Genomic DNA, 17,498 nt, shown 5'->3' on the forward strand with positions numbered 1-17,498 from the left:
CTTCATATGCGCACGGCTGTGTTGCAGTCACTCGAGCCTTAAGATTTGCTGACGCGGACCGATAATGCTCTGGAGAAGGAGCGCTTCAACCAGATGTTCCCATGACAAAGCGGATTGGAATCGACGAATTGCAACCGGGCATGCTGGTCGAACAGCTCGATCGGTCCTGGTTGAGTACGCCATTTTTCTCCCACAAGATGACGATTACGTCGCATCAGCAAATCGCACAGCTGAAGGCCTGCGGAGTCCAGACACTGGTCGTCCGCATTGATGCAGAACCAGTCCAGGAAGCGTCGGCACCGAAGCAGAGTCTTGCCGATGATTCCAGTGTCCCAGTTGTGGAGGAATTGGTGTCAGCGCCGCCGGTGGTCCCCTTCGAAGAAGAGCTGGCTGTTGCCAGGGAGGTATACCAGGCTGCAAAGACCGTCATTCAAGAGGCCATGGATGACACGCGGCTGGGACGGGCGATCAACGTCGATGCCGTGAGGGCGGTCGTAACGGACATGACCGACAGCGTCTTTCGGAATCCAGACGCCTTATCTAGCCTGTCGAGACTCAAGCGATTCGATGAATACACGTTTTACCACTCCGTGAACACCTCACTGCTGGCCATGTCCTTGGGCAAGAGCCTCGGGTTCGACCGGTCAATGTTGCATTTAGCCGGAGTCGGCACGCTGCTGCATGACATCGGCAAAACAAAAGTGCCTCTTGAAATCCTGAACAAACCTGGCCGGTTTGAAGCGCATGAGATGGAAATCATGAAGCAACATGTTCTCAGGGGAGTTGAGGTCTTGGCCAGCACAACCGACTTAGGAGAGTCGTACGTCCAGCCAGCGCTTGAGCATCATGAGCGAGTGAACGGGGCCGGATATCCGCATCAGCGCGCGCAGAAAGACATCAGCCAATTCGGCCTCATCACAGCCATCGTCGATATCTATGACGCGATGACGAGCGATCGGTGCTACCACAAGGGGCAACCTGCGCATCAAACCCTTCAGTTGCTCTATCGCCTCTCGCTCGAAGGCCACCTTGACCCGACATTAGTCCAGCAATTCATCCAGGTCGTGGGAGTCTACCCCGTCGGCTCGGTCGTGGAGCTGAACACAGGCGAGACAGGCATCGTCCAACAGGTCAACCATGAGGCGCCATTGGCGCCGGTCGTGCTCCTCGTGAAGAGTGCGGGGAATACCCTACTTTCTCACCCACAGGAGCACGATCTCTCCCGGCAGGACACGACGCCCCGCCGGAACGTCACATCCGTTTTGCATCCTCACCAAACAGGGATCGATCCCGCCAATTACCTCGACAAGAAAGCGGCATAAGCACCCTCATCGCAGGAATACATGCACCGCTATCGTCAGGCAGCCACTAGCACCTCTCTCGATCACTCGTGAGAGAACACCATCTATTAAAGACTCCCGACCCCATTTATGCATCATGCAACCGACAAACCATTGACACATTTAGCTCCTTGAAAGCGTCAATGATGTGACAACTATTACTCAAGTCAAATACGTAACTCATGAATCCTTGCAATACTGACATATGACACCTTGGTACAGCTCTTGCTGTACTTCGATAGTAGCTGTGAACCTAACCACCCGAGGAGGGGTCAATGGAATGTCCGAAGTGCAAAGGGATGCTGATGTTGGAGCGATTCTCGGATTTCTTTCTCGTGTTCTACGCATGGAAATGCATGAACTGTGGAGCGATTATCGACCGCACCATTTCCAACAATCGAAGAAAGAGTCTGGCGGCCCGAGAGCCTCAGGCCGTTGCGACGCGTTAGGTTTCTGCCGCACGGGCTCGGATTCCGAGCCCGCAAGGACCGAGTGGCAGCCAAGGCTGATTACAAGGATTCTTTGCTAGAGTATCCCCAAGTCCTAGCCATCTGTACGGTTGGGTTAGTTGTGGCGCTCAATACAGACGAGATAGGGATTGTCAAATAGATCCTTCATCACGTGCCGCTGATGCCGGTGCTACTGCTGGTCAAGAGCGCGGGAGATACCCTACTTTCAAGTCTTCATGAGCAAATCTCTCCGGGCAAACGGAGACATCGCGTCGAAGCATCACAGCCGTCCTAGCCTCTGAACAAGCATGCCTTGACCCGACTCTCTACCGCGACAAGAAAGCCGCATAAAACCCCGCATCGCTGAAACGAACGGATACCTAGATTTAGCTCCTCGGCCATCTGTTTCCAGGCTCTAAAGTTGGAGCATCTCTTTAATAATGTGGCTAACTCCCGAGAATACAAATGGATGAAAAACGAATCCCTTTTCACTCATCGGTCCCAGTAAATTCTCAAACCTCTCGCGTGTTGTTTCACTACCAGGCCCATTTACAACAACAAACTTTTCGAGATGGATGTCGCTGTCACTACCTAGAGCGAACAGATACTTGAAGAACATATCTGTTGCTGGGAACGAATAACCAATCACCATAATGTTGTCAGCAGTCGCAAGCTCCGACGCAGCCTGCCTCCAAACATTACGAAGACTGTCCAAGCCCGAGGATTTATTCCAGGTTGGTGGCACAATCACCGGCAGGGGATGTAAGGGGGAGCCACAAGCGTGGCTTTGACCGGCAATGCGGCTTCCCAAGCGTAGTTGTAGTTCTCGTCCCTGGTCAATCATCGAGAAAACCCCTGAGCGCTTCCATGGATTGATTTCAGTCGCCACTATGGTATTGCATTTTTGACACGTCGTCCAGTTGATGGACCCATGAAGCTTAAGAACCGGAACCTTTACTTGGAACTGGTTCGCGAAGCTGTCAATGAACGGTTCACTTAGACCATAGTCTACCCCAAGTCCATACTTATCCAATGCCAACTCTAGACAGGTGTCATAATTGAAAGTGATAAAGGAAACATCTTTCAAGCCGAGACGGGCACTACGACTCACCTTCTCGTAGACATGTTGAGCAAGATTGTCATACCCTTTCGTTGCTCTGATCATCGTCCCGTCAAAAGGTATTCGTATGGATTCCTCGATGGTGCGATAGATGAAGATCACTATTGAGTTTCGGAGAGCTTCAATACTCTCTGGAGGGCGCGATCCGAACCGTCGTATCACCTGAGCGATGTCGATCGCACTGAACAGCTCCTCAACATTCTCGTAATCTATTGTCGATTTAGAGTGTATGGATCGGAGCTCCTTGTATGCCGCATCCAAAACAGCCTGGACATGGTGGCCCTCATCGCCATACGCGCCCTTTGCCTGAAGCTGCTTGGCTCGCTTAACAAAGTCCGACATGAGCGGAGCACCCGATTCCGCCGACGCCCCAGCTCCAAGGATAAAAACTGTCTTCATAATTCGAACTATTCTGGTTATGTTTCAGCTGCCCAGATAAGCGCTTAATGGGACGTGATTTCTATTGCATACCACGCCATCGTACCATCACCGCTTACAATACAAATATAATGTCGACAACAAATCGAAAGAACCGTGGTGCCTTTTCAGTAGATTCATGAACCGTGTCGCGCCCTACATAGTGGTATACAACTATTGCGAGCGTGAGGTTTAGATATGACCGAGGAAGGCTCAGGCTTGCCTGCTACAGTTTCTTCCTCACATCCTTCCAATCCTTCGCCACCTTCGCCTTGCGCGGCACCTCCCCTTTTGATGGTTCCGGCACCATGATCACGTCGAGGCGGCGCTGGACAAAAGACTCAACGAAGGCTTTCGATCGGCCAACGCCGACCTTCACCGTCCTCCAACCGGCTGCATGGAACTCGTCAATCTTTGCCCCCAAGGCGTTGGTGTCAGCTGGCAGCACCAAGACATAGCCGGGTGGAAACTTGTGTCTCTTCAACCAATCCCTGACCTCTGCGCTCCGCTGAAATCCGTCTATCCCCACAGGGACATGCATCACATAAACGACCTTGTAATAAAACTGGGTGAGCTTCCCAAGCTCATACACGGCCTCGGCTATCGGTTTCCGTTCCGATTCAAACCCGATTCCGATGGGAGGGACTCGACTTGGTAGTGGATCCTCGATCAGGGACGACAGTTCGACCACAAGGATTGCCTGCCGTTTCTCCCACACCGCGAGATTGGCCTGACCTTCTGCCTGGTCGACTCGTGGACTGTTGCCAATGCGGACGTGGACTGGTGCGAGCCCTTGCGCCTTGGGAGTATAGGTGAAGAACGCCCTGCCATCACCGCCGGTCAGCGCCGTGGCGACCACCTTCCCATCCACGACGAGTTCAAGTGGTTCCCCGCCCAATGCAGCAATGAGCATGAGCCGTTTCGAGATGAGTTTCGCCTCTACGGTAGCTGGCTGGCCCGGAGCAGTCAGCGCGTCTCTGACGAGAATCGCGGCGGAACTTTTCTCCGCAGCGAACAGCAGACCCGGCGAGGCAACAATGAGAAGGAAGAGAGAGAAACAGGCTCTGCGGGTGTGGCTCATCATCTGCCGCATCGCCTTACTGGACAAGAAAGGACGGATCACAAAATCCTGAGTGAACGCTAGGCCTTGAGCGCTTTCAGCACCTCGTCCGCGTGACCGTCGACGCTCACCTTCCGAAAGATGGCCTTGAGCTTGCCTTCGAGATCGATAACGAACGTGCTGCGCTCGATCCCCCAATACTTTCTCCCGTACATATTCTTCTCTTTGTACACGCCGTAGGCCTTGGAGATCGCCGCATCTTCATCGCTGAGGAGGGGGAACGGCAGTCCGAATTTCTTGATGAACTTCTGGTGTGATTCCTTTCCATCCAAACTCACTCCCACGATGGCGCCTCCCGCTCGGAGGATCTGCGACTCCACATCACGAAAATCACAGGACTCTTTCGTGCAGCCAGGGGTATCGTCTTTCGGATAGAAATAGAGGACGATTTGTTTACCCTTGAAACTCTTCAAGGTCATGGATTTCCCATGCTGGTCCGGAATTGAGAGTTCCGGTGCCTGATCCCCTACCGCGAGTTCTTTGCTCATAGATTCATCCCTTTCAATATCTCGGCATCCCGCCGAAGTTCGGTCGGTGGGTCCCATAGGGACGATCCTTCGTGCGGCCCTTGTTCTCAGGATTCCCGTACGCTGAAAGCGCCGGTGAGTCCCAGATGGTCTTGTCTCCAGGAGACAGGTTGGCCGCTTCCAAAAAATGCTGCCTGGCGACTTCTGAATCGCCAAGTGCATTCAAGGCCAAGGCATAGTTGTAATGGGCCGGTCCGGATTGCGGAGCCGCTGCCATGGCTTGTTCGAAATACCGTTTGGCCTCCTCGTACTGTTTCGCCTGATACGCTTGCGTACCCTCTTCTGTCAGCGCCGTGGCCTGAGCCTTTACCTCATTTTCAAGGCCAAGCGGGACAAGCGGTTTACGTTTCTGCGAACACGCCGTTATGCCGACAAGTACCAGCACGATACCCAAGATGGCCAATTGGTGTATGGTTTTTCTCATAGCACTGCAACCTCGGTCTTCAGACCCTCGTCTGTTTGCGCGTCTCTTCTTCGAACGTCTTGCGATACAAGACATCCCACTCCGTGCTTCCTTCAACAATCCCCCGAGCATACGATGCCAACTTGGCTTTCACCCTTTGATCAATCCCCTGTTCCTGCATCAACTCAGCGGCCACCACCTGCTTAATCGCTTTTAAGACCTGCCCATCATTGCCCGTCACTTTCACTCCCGTATATGTCTTGACAGCCGTGAGAATGACATGAGCCAGATGATTCGCCTTGTCTTCGCTCAACATACGAAATACGAACTACGTGAAACATGAGCAGTGCGCGGTGAAGAGGCCGGGCTAACACCCAGCTGTTCTTTCACCTTTTGCACTTCACGTTATCACGTCCTATAGGATGATACCTCGTTCACGGACCAACTTCTGCTTCACCATCAGGAACATCTTTTGGTAATCCACCTGCCCTCGATCAATTTGCTCTTCATAGGCCTTCAGCAACTGTCGCACTTCCGCATTTACACAATCCTCAACAGATAACTCAGAGGTGATGGCCTGCTCTAATCCCTCGACAAATCCCTTCCGCTCTCCGATGAGTTCAATGTGGCCTTCCTCTTGGAGACGACCGGTCAGGCTCTCAGCCATGTGTCGTACACGCTCTTTGGACAGCCGCATGGCCCTCACCCCGGTTCAAGATGTATTGTCGGGACTTCCATCACCTGTCGAAGTCGGGTCGCATCCCCTATAATCGCCCCGATGATATTCACGCGATCAGCCGGGACGGGATCCGCCCCCACACTCATGGGGGTTCTTCCAAAAAAGATTGCCAGGACTTTCCCTGCTCCCCAGAAAGCGATGTCTCCGACTTTCACCTGAGTCGTCGCGGTTTCTCGATAGTCGCGGACTCCGGAAATTGGAAAGTAGAATTCTTCTCCCCACGTGGTCATGGCAGCCGTGACGGGAAGCGCAGCATAGACTTCGTCAGCCGTCTTCGTTTTTCTGAGTTCTGCCTCCAGCTGAACTCCGCCCACGGTAATACGAATTCTCTTCGCTGGCGCAGTCATACGATCAATGGCTCCACCCGTTCTTTCACTGCATTCTTCGTGATACTGAGAACTCTAGCTTGTCTCCTATACGAAATCAAGGCTACAATCCACGGGATGCTGACCTCTAGCTTCATCTTTCTCCCCGGTGTCGGACCAGTCACGGAAAGGCGTTGGTGGCAAGAGGGCCTGCTCGATTGGCAAAGTTTCCTGGATCGTCCGTCCGTAGCCGGTCTCTCCGAGCAGCGCAAGACCTGGTACGATGAAGAGCTTCGAGAGGCGCAATCGCTGACAGAAATGGGACAGATTCATTTGTTTGGCTCACGCCTTCCACGGCGAGAACATTGGCGACTCTACAAAGCCTGCCGACCTCGGACAAGCTTTCTCGACATCGAAACAACCGGCGCATCGCCGGAATCAGGAGAGGTGACTGTCGTTGGGCTTCATCACGGAGGAAACACGACAAGCTTGGTTCGTGGCGAAACTCTGACGACCGAGCGGTTGCAGACGGAGCTTGATCACTGTGACCTCCTTGTGACATTTTTCGGATCCGTCTTTGATGTCCCCTATCTCCGTGCTAAGTTTCCTGATCTCCGGTTTCCCACACTGCACTTCGACCTCTGTTTTGCCGCCCGTCGGCTTGCGTTACGTGGAGGACTGAAACACATCGAACAAGAACTGGGCATCGAGCGCAACCGGACCATCAGCGGTCTCGACGGATTGGATGCGGTCCGCCTATGGTTCCTGTGGCGAGGAGGGGACATGATCGCTCGTGATACGCTCTTGACCTACAATCGGGCGGATACCGAAAACCTCGTACTCCTTGCCGATCGCTTCTATGAGGACATGATGTCACGGTTTGGCCCTTCCTCATTGTCGATCACCCTTCAACCGGCCTATTCCCAATGAGCAGCTGGATCGGCGTCGGTCGGAGCGAGATCGGACACGTGCGCACCCTGAACCAGGATGCGTTCGCCGTCCTCGATGAGGTGGGTGTCTGGGCCGTCGCGGATGGAATGGGTGGTCATGTTGGCGGCGAAGTCGCCGCTCAAACGGCCATTGCAACCGTACAAGCCGAAGCACGAACAACAAGCACTCTGCTTTATAACGATCAAGCATCCGCTGTGGAGGTGTTAACAGACCTAATCAGCCAAGCGCATGACGCGATTCTCAATCAGGTTCGATCAAAATCCAAGCTGAAAGGGATGGGCACGACCATCGTGCTACTGGCGATCGTCTCCGGCCCCGCCCCGCTTGCCTATCTCGCCCATGTCGGCGACAGTCGTGCCTATCGGTTTCGATCCGGCACGTTGACCCCTCTAACCAAAGACCATACGTTGATCGAAAAATACCTGGAACGCGGTATCCTCACGGTAGAAACGGCGAAGACTCATCCAGAACGACATGTGTTAACACGTGCCTTGGGGGTCGGCTCGACGATGAAACCTACCGTCACGGCCCTTCCCCTACTCCCTGAGGACCTGGTCCTGCTTTGCTCGGATGGGCTGACCAAGATGTTAGAGGACGAAGAGATCCGTACCGTGGTCGCTGCGGGCGAGCTCGACCCAACTCATGTCTGCAACCGCCTCGTCACCGCAGCACTCGATCGGGGAGGTGAAGATAACGTCACTGTGGTAGTGGTCGCGCCTCATTACTCCTGACTCTACTTCGTTATTGACAAGGCTCACCAGCCCGTGTAGTTTTTCTCGACATCTCACCCATTACTTGTACGGAGTCCTATGATAATTCGATCGAGGTCTGCAGTGTGCTGGAGTCTCCTCCTCGCTGCAGGTATGGCTACGACTGCACTGGCAGCCGAACCTTCTGACCCGGAGTCGACCATTCGCCAACTGGTTCGCGCAAACGCTGAGAAGGACTTGCCAACCCTTTCCCGCTTGATGGCCCACGATGCCGACATCGTGAGTTATACCGTAGGTGGCCGCAAGTATGTCGGCTGGCCGGAGTTCGAACGGGAAATGCGCGAGGAGTTTGCCAACACGCAGAAAATAGAAACCCCCATTACGGAACTCAAGGTCTGGACGAAAGGCGATCTCGCCTGGTTTACCATGGAGATGGATTACACTCGCTATACCGGCGAGGGGTCTGCTGTGAAACGGATGGTTCTTCCCCTCCGTGAGACCGGCGTCCTGGAACGTCGTGCCGGGCGTTGGCAATTGCTGTCCTGGCACGAGTCCTTCCGATCCGCTCAGCCTGGAGGCCCACTTGCGTCGCCGTCAGCGGCAGCAGGCTCACAAAAGCTCGTCAGCACGACGGCTGCTGCCTTGCCTGATGTGAGCGGGGAATGGGATATCCTCGAAGTCGAGGATGATAAACGCTACAAAGCGACGTTAGACAAGAATGGGAACGGACCCTACACACAACAGGGTGGACGGTTCGTCACAACAAAAATTGAGAACCGACTGTGGCACGGCACCTGGCACCAACCCGGCAACGACCGCGAAGGCGGGTTTGAGGTTCTGCTTTCAGAAGACGGCACACAAGCCAAAGGAATCTGGTGGTACACACGAGTCGACACGAGAAAGAATATACCGCCAAAGGAACACGGTGGCACATACCACTGGAAAAAGGCAACATCATCGCCGGCCAGCGCCCAATGAGCCCGTTTATTTTCTCTGAGCCATACCAAGACATCGGAGTCCGGTTTATCATCACCGCTTCACTTCCTCTGGGAGGTCTTATGCGCAGGTCCCTCGTTCTTTTTATCTCTCTCTTCTTCATGATCTCATCAGCCTACGCTGATGGGGGCCATGAGCATCACGCCATTCCCACCCTCAAAAAGCAGGTGGGCTCAAAGATTACCTACGGGGAAAACACGGCGACCCTGACCTTTGGCCCCATCGATCTTCCTACAGGCCACGGCGAAGGCGATATGGGCGATTCCATGCCGCGATTCAACTTCCAGTTGCCCGAAGACAAGTATTTGATCGGATTCAAGTCGGCTCTTTCTACAGTCGATGGGAAAGAATTGCCGAGAAACTATCTGCACCATATTTTGATGATCAACAACACCAAGCCTAGCGTGTCCTGCCCTGGTGAGCCGCTCTTCTACGGTGGAGCTGGACTCGAAATGTCGGAGACACAATTCCCTGATGGATACGGCGTCCAACTTTCGGCAACCGATAAGCTCATGACGGTGGTCGCGTTCTATCACGGCGCCCCAGTCACCAAGGACGTCATCGCAACGTTTACGATGTATTTCGCCCCGAAGGCCAAACCGGTCAAAGCAATGGATGTCTATCAAGTTGGCGTCAACATCGTCTGTTTTACCAAGTTCGGTGATCGCCCTGCCGATCAGACAGACGAAGGAATTGAAATCGGTCCGGGTGTCCAAGTCCGCACGGCTCCACTGAAGTTCAGCATGGACGGCTGCGTCAAATACGCGTATCCGCACGGCCACGATGAATTGCTCCTGATCGCTTTGGAAAATAAGACCAAGAAACAGACCCTTCTCCGGACTATTCCGGATGCCGAGCGCGATGGAACACTTCGGGAATTCCTACCCCATCAAGTCTATAAAGACGGCCAGGGATTCCCCATCTCCAAAGACGAGGACTATGAGATGGTGATGGTCTACCACCATGCTCTAGAAAAAACTGAAGCCCAACATGGGATGGGCAATTATCTGCTGTATATGACGCCAGGTGCCTGCTCGGAAAAGGGCAAGACTGCCGCGGCGCATTGATCTCCCCTTGCAGGCCTGCCGACAAGAACATTCGGCAGGCCTGCAAGCGGTCCGCAGTTTCCCTACCGTCCAAAATTGTCCATTCAAACAGCCCGTAACCACCCTTCCCCTACGAAAGAACCGGCCACCAGCCTGGGTTTCTCGTCACCACTTGTGATATCACAATCACTCTGTCTGTACTAACGTAGCAAGCAGTATTTTGTAGCTGAGTTGCTTGATTGGCACGCGGCAGCAACATGCAGCAGCCCCGTTGGATGACCTCCCTGACCGCAGACTTGCCCACAAACACAGGAATCGGCCATGCCGCAGAGTGAGCCTGTTACCATCCTCCTCGTCAATGCGATCGCCGAGGAAATCAAACTGGCCACGCGCACCCTCAGAAGATTCTTCCCAAACTGCCGCGTCGACGCAGTCTACACCGTGGAGGAAGCGCTTCAGTGGGGACCTCGGGCATCATGGCAGCTCATCGTAATCGATGAGGATGTGATCGCCCAGCACGTTGGGCCCATTTTCTCGGAACTGAAGCGGCTTGTTCCCTATACCACGCTCGTGCTGCAAACGGATCATAGCGACTCTACCACCGCCTTGAATGCGCTTCAGTCGGGTGCAGATATTATCCTCTACAAGAAATCACCAGGTTTTCTCGAGGAACTGGTCTTGTCCATAAGAGGTGCGCTCGAAACACGTGCCATCCGCATGACGCTCAAACAGACACAGGAACGTCACGACCGTCTCATCGATATCCTCAGCGATGGATTATACGAACTCGATGTGGATGGACGATTCGTATCTCTAAGCCCGCTCGTCACCGACATGCTGGGCTACAGGCAGGACGAGTTACTCGGCATTCTCTACACCGCCGTCGTACCGTCTGATCAACAAGCTCTCGCGCATCATCGTTTCAATGACCGTAGAACAGGGCCGCGAGCAGCCCAGCGCATGGAAATCGACCTCCTCCGCAAGACCTCCGCTGACACACCAGCCCACACCCGAGTCAGAGCCGAGATCAGCGCGAGGGGACTGTACGATGTGAATCACCGGTATCTTGGAACGCTGGGTCTGATGCGCGATATCTCACAACACCACCGGCAGACCAAGACCATCCACCAGCTTGAGCATCAACTTCGTGAGTCCGATCAACTTCTCGCTATTGCACTGCGCGTGTCAACCTTATCAAAAACTCTGCATGCCCCCCACCGTGCGATTCAAGCCCAATCTCAACTCCTGCTCAAAACCATCCGTGATGCGCATCTGATAGAACAAGTCGATTCGCTTGCGACGTACGCTGCTGAAGCCATTCATCTAGGAAGCGAACTCATCCAGACCGCGACGGACATCGTTATCCGCCGAGACACCATCAACGACATCATCGAAGCCGTCCTGACCTCCGCTCAACCTCCCCTCACAAACACCGATTGGATTGAACGGGCATATGGACAGAATCTTCCGCCTTACGCCGGAAGCCTCGACTCCATAGTGGATCTCGTGGGCATGCTCCTCTCACATGCCCACCGCTATATGGCGGCTATGGGAAACCCACATCGACTACGAGTCAGTACCAGGATCAGCCCATCCGGATCCCCTATAGATCAAGAAACAGACCCGATTCGACAAGCGACGGCCACCGAATTCGAAATTCACATCCAAGAAACTGACATCATGGTTGAGGTTGAGGAACCGACCCTGCAAGCAACAACCGGTGATCTCTTTGCGGCCTATGCAGTAATCAGACAGCTCGGAGGCCGTTTGGATTTTCAGGCCCCGATCAACGGTTTCTTGTCGATCAAGGTGTGGATTCCGGTGGAACCACCTCCCTTACTGGACAGTCCCACTGTCCCTGTACCCTCCGTGTTTTCTTCGGCAGGCGGCGCAGTCGAACGGAATGTCGAGGCGATTTTTCAGACTGCAGCACACACCTTGCCGCCCACACCCCTCTCCTTCACCCAATCAACGAAGCCTTTGCCTGAGCGCCGCAAATACATTCGGACGGTCGTCACCCTGCCAGCACGCGTTACCATTGGTAATAGGCTACATGAAGGTATCATGGTCGATCTGAGCCCAAGCGGAGCCTCGTTGGAGGTCAACGGTGCACTTCCATCATTCGAGCAACAGCCCGTCTACCTGCTCCTGAAAACAGTCGTGAGCATGGTGGAACTAGATGCCACCGCGTATAACCGAGGAGCCCCACCCAGACAAGCCGGCATCGAGCGGCAAGCGTCCCGTCTTGCACTCGAGTTCAAGGCAGTCGATGAGAACCACCGAAAGATCCTCGCGTCGTTTATTGACGCAGCGCATGTACGCGCACTGACCATAACGGTCGAAGCTCAGCTGCCATCAATGGATAGGGCTGGTGACCTTGCAGCACCCTTTACCGTGACGGGACTACCAGGCACGGAAGCTCGTGAGACCGTGAGAGTTCAAGTCGCGCTGCGGGTCCACATTGAAACTTCTAACGTTGCAGCCGGACGTCTGTTGGGCCTCGTCACCAACTTTAGCAGAGGTGGTGTATGCCTGCTCACAGAGCCGTTCCTGAAAATGACTGACGAGGTAGTTGCACTTCACTTTCCTTCGATCAGCACTCGTACTCAACCAACGCAACAGAAGCCAGAAACACCAGACGCGATTCTGATCGGCCGCATTGTCCATCTGGCGCCTGATGCGACCGCTCCATCCGAGCTAACACCAGGTCTATCACAGCCGAGACAGCGCATCGGCATCCGTTTTTCCCAACTGACGCCGTTTGCAGAACGGGAAATCAACCGCGTGATTGCACAACACATCGGCTCTTCCCTAGACGTTGCCAATCTGGACAGCCAACCAGTGATCGTCAGCGACAGATGGGAATGCCGGAATACACACGGTCAAGCTATTGCAGTGACGGCCGACCATGCTCGCCATCACATATCACCCGACACCCCGATCGTGATCGTGATTCCGGGATTCGGATCGACCCAAACTGATTACGTCCCACTCTCGTTTCACCTCGCTGCCAACTATCTGCGCGTGCTTCGCTATGACCACTCGAACCATGTCGGCCACAGCGAGGGCAGTGTCCTACACATCACTCTAAGCAGCTTACAGACTGATCTCCAGAGCGTTCTGGACCTTGTCCACACCACATGGCCCGCCGCTCCAGTCACGCTCCTCGCCGAGGATATTACTGCGCGAGTGGCAATCAAAGTTACGGCACAAAGCACAGCGGCTGATCGGCTTTTCTTGTTGAATCCTGTCCTCGATCTAGAAACCGCTCTGTCTACCATCACTGGCACCAATGTCATTGAAACCTACCGACAAGGCCATCGTCGGGGCGTGGTCAATCTCTGGGGCCTCAATGTCGACTTCGACAAGTTTGTCGGCGATGCAATCACTGGAGGGTATATCGACTTATCCTCGTTACCGACAAACCTCGCTCAACTCGTGACTCCGCCAATTATTCTCGCCTCTCCCCGAAAGAACCGTCCCATTGAAGACATCTTCGGCCCTCAACATGAGCCTGTTCGTGCCATGGAAGCCGCCCCACCCGTTGTATCGCTGCCGGCCGACCTGTCTGGAGAATCCTGCGACGACGATCGTCGTACCGAAGCCTTCGAGATAATCTTGCAGTTGATCTCAACTCCCCTGATCGACAGTCTTCCCTTGGCTCAGAGCCAGGAATCGAACCACCGCGAGGTGCATCAGCAACGGCAGTTGGAGCATGAGCGCATCCGCCTTCGATACCACGTCTCGCAGGCCACACGTAGCGCCCTGTGGGGGGCTCATTTGGCCCACCTGCCTGAACTCGAACGCTTGCCGAACTATGAGGGCATGACGAATGACCTGTATCGACAGCTTCTTCCCCTTGAACCAGGCAAGACTGTCCTCGATATCGGCTGCGGCCAACGACACTTCGCCCGTCTCATGTTGACCAATCAGGCCTATCGGTTGGCGCATCACAGCAAACGGACGACCGTCCCTCTCCGCTACGTCGGGTTGGAGCAATCGCATGAATCGCTTAGACTTGCAGAACAGCAGTTCCATACATTCGCTAAGGAACTGCCCGGCACGCTCAGGGCTGCCGTCCCAACTGCTCAATTGGTAACAACAAGCTGGATGCGCACAGACTGGAATGCACCGCTTCCTTTCACCAACGGATCGATTGAGCGCATTCTCTGCCATCTCTCGCTCTCCTTCACGTCCTCACCCCTTCATTGCCTCAAACAGATGCTCCGCGTCTTGCATCTGGACGGAACGGTCGTCGTGACCTGTCTTCAACCGCACACTGACCTCTCGACACTGTTTCGCCGCCACCTGCTCGCCAAAGACCACGATGAATTTGGGTCTCCGGCTCAGATCGTCCTTCACTATCTCGGCCGTCTGCGTGAAGCCATTTGCCATGGCTTATTGCATGTCTATGAGCGGGATGAGTTGTCCCGTCTACTGGCTCATGCAGGTGCGGGCCCAGTCCAGTTTTTCACTGTCCTCGACAACCAACTTCTACTCGCCGTTGTACGGAAGACCAAATCTGCTGGGTAAAACAGTCTTTCGGGTGTATACTTCAAACCTAGTGATGATACGTAGACTCGTTTCCACCACAACGAACTACGCGGACGGATACAACTTCGCGCACCACACTCATGACAGATCATGCCGCTCCTCAATCGAACCCTAATCAGCCAGGCACAGCTTCACTGCAACGACTTACGAAGTTCGCACGGGACATAGGGCACCCGACAAGCCTTCCCATCATCGCAGAACGGATTCTTTCTGGCCTCTCTGACGCATCCCGGCACCCTCTAGGGCTACTGTATCTGCTTGATCGTGAGCGAGAATGTTTTCGCCTGGTGAATGTACCCACGCCGACCTCTTTAATAGCCGCGCCTCTCGTCGTTCCTCTCAAGCACCCCCTCGTTCAACAACTGGCTGATCGCAAGGACATCCTCAACTCGTCCCTGCTGGCCGACTCCCTACGCACGACATTGCTGGATAACACAGCAGATGCCCAGTTCGCCACACCTCCCATTAATCTGGCCATCCCGCTGCTGAATCAAGGTCGGTTGATCGCTTTCGTCGTCCTCCAATCTCAAAAAGAATCCACGATCATCCCTTCCGATACCCTTGAACTACTGACCGCGATGGCCCAGAGCGCCGCCAATGCGCTCGACTCTTTCCTATTGTACGAAGACCTTCGGCAATCTCAGGTCCTCATGCGGCGAACTGATCGACTGCGTTCTTTAGAAACCATTGCAGGGGGCTTCGCGCATGAAATCAGAAACCCCTTGACGTCGATCAAGACGTTCATCCAACTGGCTCCAGAACGGAAGGATGACAGTCAGTTCATCGGAGAATTCAGCCGCATTGTGCTCGAGGACGTCAATCGGATTGAGCGGTTGATTCAGGAGATTCTCGACTACGCTCGATATATGGAACCTCAGTTGACCGATGAAGATCTGAATGAAATCGTCTCGTCGTGCCTGTACTTCATCCAAGTGAAGGCAGACAGCCGCGGGATCAAGATTGAAAAAGATTTGGCATCGGAGCTTCCTCGTGGCATGTTAGATCGGCAGCAAATCAAACAGGTTCTCTTAAACCTGCTCTTGAATGCGATGGATGCCATCGGCGACAAAAGTGGAACTCTTCGAGTACGAACCACTCGACTCGCAAAAGTGGGCGGTGAGATGTGGATGCAGATACAGATCGAGGATACAGGGCACGGCATCTCCGCTGAAAACCTTGACCACATCTTCGATCCTTTCTTTACCACGAAATATGCGAGTACCCTAAACGAAGGAACTGGTTTGGGACTGACCATTGCTCATCAGATCGTTCGGGAGCATCGAGGAGAGATTCAAGTGCAGAGTACGGAAGGAAGTGGAACAACCTTCCTCATCAATCTTCCCTCCCATCAAGGTTAGAACGTAAGGAGTGCATGTGGAAAGTTTGGCTGTTAGGAAACGGGTTCTGCTGATCGATGACGATCCCCGAGTCCGTGCCTCCCTCAAAATGGTTCTCGAACCAATCTATGACATTCTCCAGGCCGGTGATGCTCAAGAGGGTCTCGATGTGTTTCGAAAAGATGAACCCAACCTCATCCTCCTTGATGTCATTCTCCCGGGAACCGACGGCCTCACAGTGCTTCAAACGCTCCGCATGGAGAGCAAGATGACTCCTGTCATCATGCTCACAGGTACCAAATCTGTCAAAACAGCCGTCGATGCCATGAAGTTCGGCGCTGCTGACTATCTCTCAAAACCATTCGACGTCGATGAACTCCGTATCATCATCGATCGCGTCCTGAACTCTTCTGAATTAGAGCGAGAAGTGAAGCAGTTGCGGGCTCAAGTCGTCCAGCGCTATGCCTTCCATAATCTGATCGGCAAAAGCCAGGTCATGCAGGAGATCTACTCAAAAATCGAGCAGGTCGCCGATAGCCGCACCACGGTACTCATTACTGGAGAAAGTGGCACAGGAAAGGAATTAGTCGCAAAAGCCTTGCACTACAACAGTTCCCGACGCGAGCGCCCCTTCATTGCCCTGAACTGCGCCGCGTTGCCTGAAACGCTCATAGAAAGCGAACTCTTTGGCCATGAAAAAGGGTCGTTCACGGATGCCACAGCCCGACGCGTCGGACAGTTTGAATTGGCGAACACCGGAACGCTGTTCCTTGACGAAATCGGTGACTTGAGTCCGATCACGCAAGCGAAGCTCCTGCGTGTCATCCAAGAGCGCGAATTTACGAGAATCGGGGGAGTTCAGCCAATCAAGGTCGATGTCCGCATCGTGACAGCGACGAACAAGAATCTTGATGACCTTGTTCGAAAATCGCAGTTTCGAGAAGACCTCTACTACCGCATCAATGTCATTGCGCTCGTTCTCCCCCCACTCCGTGAACGCGGCGAGGATATTCCCCTCCTGGCCAAGCATTTCCTCGAGAAACGGCTGGACGAGGAACGACGACCTCGTATCGAATTCGGAAAAGAAGCATTGGAGCTTCTGACTCGATATTCTTGGCCTGGCAATGTTCGCGAGTTGGAAAACTTCGTCGAGCAGGCGTTCATCTGGTCCCAAAATGCGACACAAATCACTCCAGAGCATTTGCCGACTCTAATCAAGAATGACTCTCGTTCAACATCGCTTCGAGACGATACCCTCGCCGGTCGCATGTCGCTTGAAAAAGCCGTGATGGAGTTTGAACGGGAGATTATCCTTGATGCGTTGAAACGGACCAATTACGTACAAACCCACGCCGCGAACCTACTTGGAATTAGCCGACGGATGCTGAAATATCGAATGGACACCCTCAGCATCGGTCGTCCGGACAATTCCTCGACCCAAGAGCCCGACCTGCCCATACAAGAATGACACACTTATACACACA

15 protein-coding genes are annotated in these 17,498 nt (G+C 53.9%); 8 read left to right on the plus strand and 7 right to left on the minus strand.

Annotation, left to right across the window (positions count from 1 at the left end):
• The first annotated feature begins 101 nt into the window (after positions 1-101).
• Complete coding sequence (locus E8D52_10395; GenBank protein ID TKB69355.1) at positions 102-1,322, plus strand: HD-GYP domain-containing protein; 1,221 nt, start codon at positions 102-104, stop codon at positions 1,320-1,322.
• Positions 1,323-2,204: 882 nt separating this feature from the next.
• Here the strand turns inward: E8D52_10395 and E8D52_10400 are convergent.
• From E8D52_10400 to E8D52_10430, 7 genes are all read right to left on the minus strand, one after another.
• Positions 2,205-3,308, minus strand: a complete 1,104-nt coding sequence (locus E8D52_10400) for a hypothetical protein (protein ID TKB69356.1) — start codon at positions 3,306-3,308, stop codon at positions 2,205-2,207.
• A 244-nt stretch (positions 3,309-3,552) separates the two neighbouring features.
• On the minus strand, positions 3,553-4,410 hold the full coding sequence (locus tag E8D52_10405) for a hypothetical protein (protein TKB69357.1): 858 nt from the start codon (positions 4,408-4,410) through the stop codon (positions 3,553-3,555).
• Positions 4,411-4,466: 56 nt separating this feature from the next.
• Positions 4,467-4,934: a thioredoxin-dependent thiol peroxidase gene (locus E8D52_10410; GenBank protein ID TKB69358.1), complete on the minus strand. Its 468-nt coding sequence runs from the start codon at positions 4,932-4,934 to the stop codon at positions 4,467-4,469.
• A 13-nt stretch (positions 4,935-4,947) separates the two neighbouring features.
• Positions 4,948-5,508 carry a tetratricopeptide repeat protein gene (locus tag E8D52_10415; protein TKB69359.1) on the minus strand — a complete coding sequence of 187 codons (561 nt, stop codon included), beginning with the start codon at positions 5,506-5,508 and terminating at the stop codon, positions 4,948-4,950.
• Positions 5,417-5,692 (minus strand): DUF507 family protein, encoded by a 276-nt coding sequence (locus E8D52_10420; GenBank protein ID TKB69360.1) that lies wholly within the window; start codon positions 5,690-5,692, stop codon positions 5,417-5,419. Before E8D52_10420 ends, E8D52_10415 begins: the two co-directional genes overlap by 92 nt.
• A 99-nt stretch (positions 5,693-5,791) precedes the next feature.
• Positions 5,792-6,073 carry a DUF507 family protein gene (locus E8D52_10425; protein TKB69361.1) on the minus strand — a complete coding sequence of 94 codons (282 nt, stop codon included), beginning with the start codon at positions 6,071-6,073 and terminating at the stop codon, positions 5,792-5,794.
• Between the two features lie 5 nt (positions 6,074-6,078).
• Entirely contained in the window at positions 6,079-6,462 is a 384-nt protein-coding gene (locus E8D52_10430) for a hypothetical protein (protein ID TKB69362.1), read from the minus strand.
• 96 nt (positions 6,463-6,558) lie between these two features.
• On the opposite strand from E8D52_10430, the gene E8D52_10435 reads away from it, so the two are divergent.
• The 7 genes from E8D52_10435 to E8D52_10465 all read left to right on the plus strand — a co-directional run bounded on the left by E8D52_10435 (position 6,559) and on the right by E8D52_10465 (position 17,482).
• On the plus strand, positions 6,559-7,350 hold the full coding sequence (locus E8D52_10435) for an exonuclease (protein ID TKB69363.1): 792 nt from the start codon (positions 6,559-6,561) through the stop codon (positions 7,348-7,350).
• Positions 7,347-8,102 carry a Stp1/IreP family PP2C-type Ser/Thr phosphatase gene (locus E8D52_10440; GenBank protein TKB69364.1) on the plus strand — a complete coding sequence of 252 codons (756 nt, stop codon included), beginning with the start codon at positions 7,347-7,349 and terminating at the stop codon, positions 8,100-8,102. Before E8D52_10435 ends, E8D52_10440 begins: the two co-directional genes overlap by 4 nt.
• Before the next feature lie 78 nt (positions 8,103-8,180).
• Positions 8,181-9,059: a DUF4440 domain-containing protein gene (locus E8D52_10445; protein TKB69365.1), complete on the plus strand. Its 879-nt coding sequence runs from the start codon at positions 8,181-8,183 to the stop codon at positions 9,057-9,059.
• A gap of 80 nt (positions 9,060-9,139) precedes the next feature.
• Positions 9,140-10,144, plus strand: coding sequence for a hypothetical protein (locus E8D52_10450; protein ID TKB69366.1), 1,005 nt, complete (start codon positions 9,140-9,142; stop codon positions 10,142-10,144).
• Between the two features lie 300 nt (positions 10,145-10,444).
• Positions 10,445-14,656 (plus strand): PAS domain S-box protein, encoded by a 4,212-nt coding sequence (locus tag E8D52_10455; protein ID TKB69367.1) that lies wholly within the window; start codon positions 10,445-10,447, stop codon positions 14,654-14,656.
• A gap of 101 nt (positions 14,657-14,757) precedes the next feature.
• Entirely contained in the window at positions 14,758-16,035 is a 1,278-nt protein-coding gene (locus E8D52_10460) for a hypothetical protein (protein TKB69368.1), read from the plus strand.
• Positions 16,036-16,123: 88 nt separating this feature from the next.
• Positions 16,124-17,482, plus strand: a complete 1,359-nt coding sequence (locus tag E8D52_10465) for a sigma-54-dependent Fis family transcriptional regulator (protein ID TKB69476.1) — start codon at positions 16,124-16,126, stop codon at positions 17,480-17,482.
• The last annotated feature ends 16 nt before the right edge of the window (positions 17,483-17,498 follow it).

Origin of the sequence: Nitrospira sp. (genome assembly GCA_005116745.1) — a bacterium.
Taxonomy (GTDB): Bacteria; Nitrospirota; Nitrospiria; order Nitrospirales; family Nitrospiraceae; genus Nitrospira_D.

What these genes read in the sequence shown, in the direction of transcription:
- E8D52_10410 (TKB69358.1), bottom strand. Translation starts at nt 4,934, where the DNA reads ATGAGCAAAGAACTCGCGGTAGGGGATCAGGCACCGGAACTCTCAATT.
- E8D52_10420 (TKB69360.1), bottom strand. Translation starts at nt 5,692, where the DNA reads ATGTTGAGCGAAGACAAGGCGAATCATCTGGCTCATGTCATTCTCACG.
- E8D52_10455 (TKB69367.1), top strand. Translation starts at nt 10,445, where the DNA reads ATGCCGCAGAGTGAGCCTGTTACCATCCTCCTCGTCAATGCGATCGCC.
- E8D52_10465 (TKB69476.1), top strand. Translation starts at nt 16,124, where the DNA reads ATGGTTCTCGAACCAATCTATGACATTCTCCAGGCCGGTGATGCTCAA.
- E8D52_10460 (TKB69368.1), top strand. Translation starts at nt 14,758, where the DNA reads ATGACAGATCATGCCGCTCCTCAATCGAACCCTAATCAGCCAGGCACA.
- E8D52_10435 (TKB69363.1), top strand. Translation starts at nt 6,559, where the DNA reads ATGCTGACCTCTAGCTTCATCTTTCTCCCCGGTGTCGGACCAGTCACG.
- E8D52_10450 (TKB69366.1), top strand. Translation starts at nt 9,140, where the DNA reads ATGCGCAGGTCCCTCGTTCTTTTTATCTCTCTCTTCTTCATGATCTCA.
- E8D52_10400 (TKB69356.1), bottom strand. Translation starts at nt 3,308, where the DNA reads ATGAAGACAGTTTTTATCCTTGGAGCTGGGGCGTCGGCGGAATCGGGT.
- E8D52_10415 (TKB69359.1), bottom strand. Translation starts at nt 5,508, where the DNA reads ATGCTCGGGGGATTGTTGAAGGAAGCACGGAGTGGGATGTCTTGTATC.
- E8D52_10395 (TKB69355.1), top strand. Translation starts at nt 102, where the DNA reads ATGACAAAGCGGATTGGAATCGACGAATTGCAACCGGGCATGCTGGTC.
- E8D52_10440 (TKB69364.1), top strand. Translation starts at nt 7,347, where the DNA reads ATGAGCAGCTGGATCGGCGTCGGTCGGAGCGAGATCGGACACGTGCGC.
- E8D52_10430 (TKB69362.1), bottom strand. Translation starts at nt 6,462, where the DNA reads ATGACTGCGCCAGCGAAGAGAATTCGTATTACCGTGGGCGGAGTTCAG.
- E8D52_10405 (TKB69357.1), bottom strand. Translation starts at nt 4,410, where the DNA reads ATGATGAGCCACACCCGCAGAGCCTGTTTCTCTCTCTTCCTTCTCATT.
- E8D52_10445 (TKB69365.1), top strand. Translation starts at nt 8,181, where the DNA reads ATGATAATTCGATCGAGGTCTGCAGTGTGCTGGAGTCTCCTCCTCGCT.
- E8D52_10425 (TKB69361.1), bottom strand. Translation starts at nt 6,073, where the DNA reads ATGCGGCTGTCCAAAGAGCGTGTACGACACATGGCTGAGAGCCTGACC.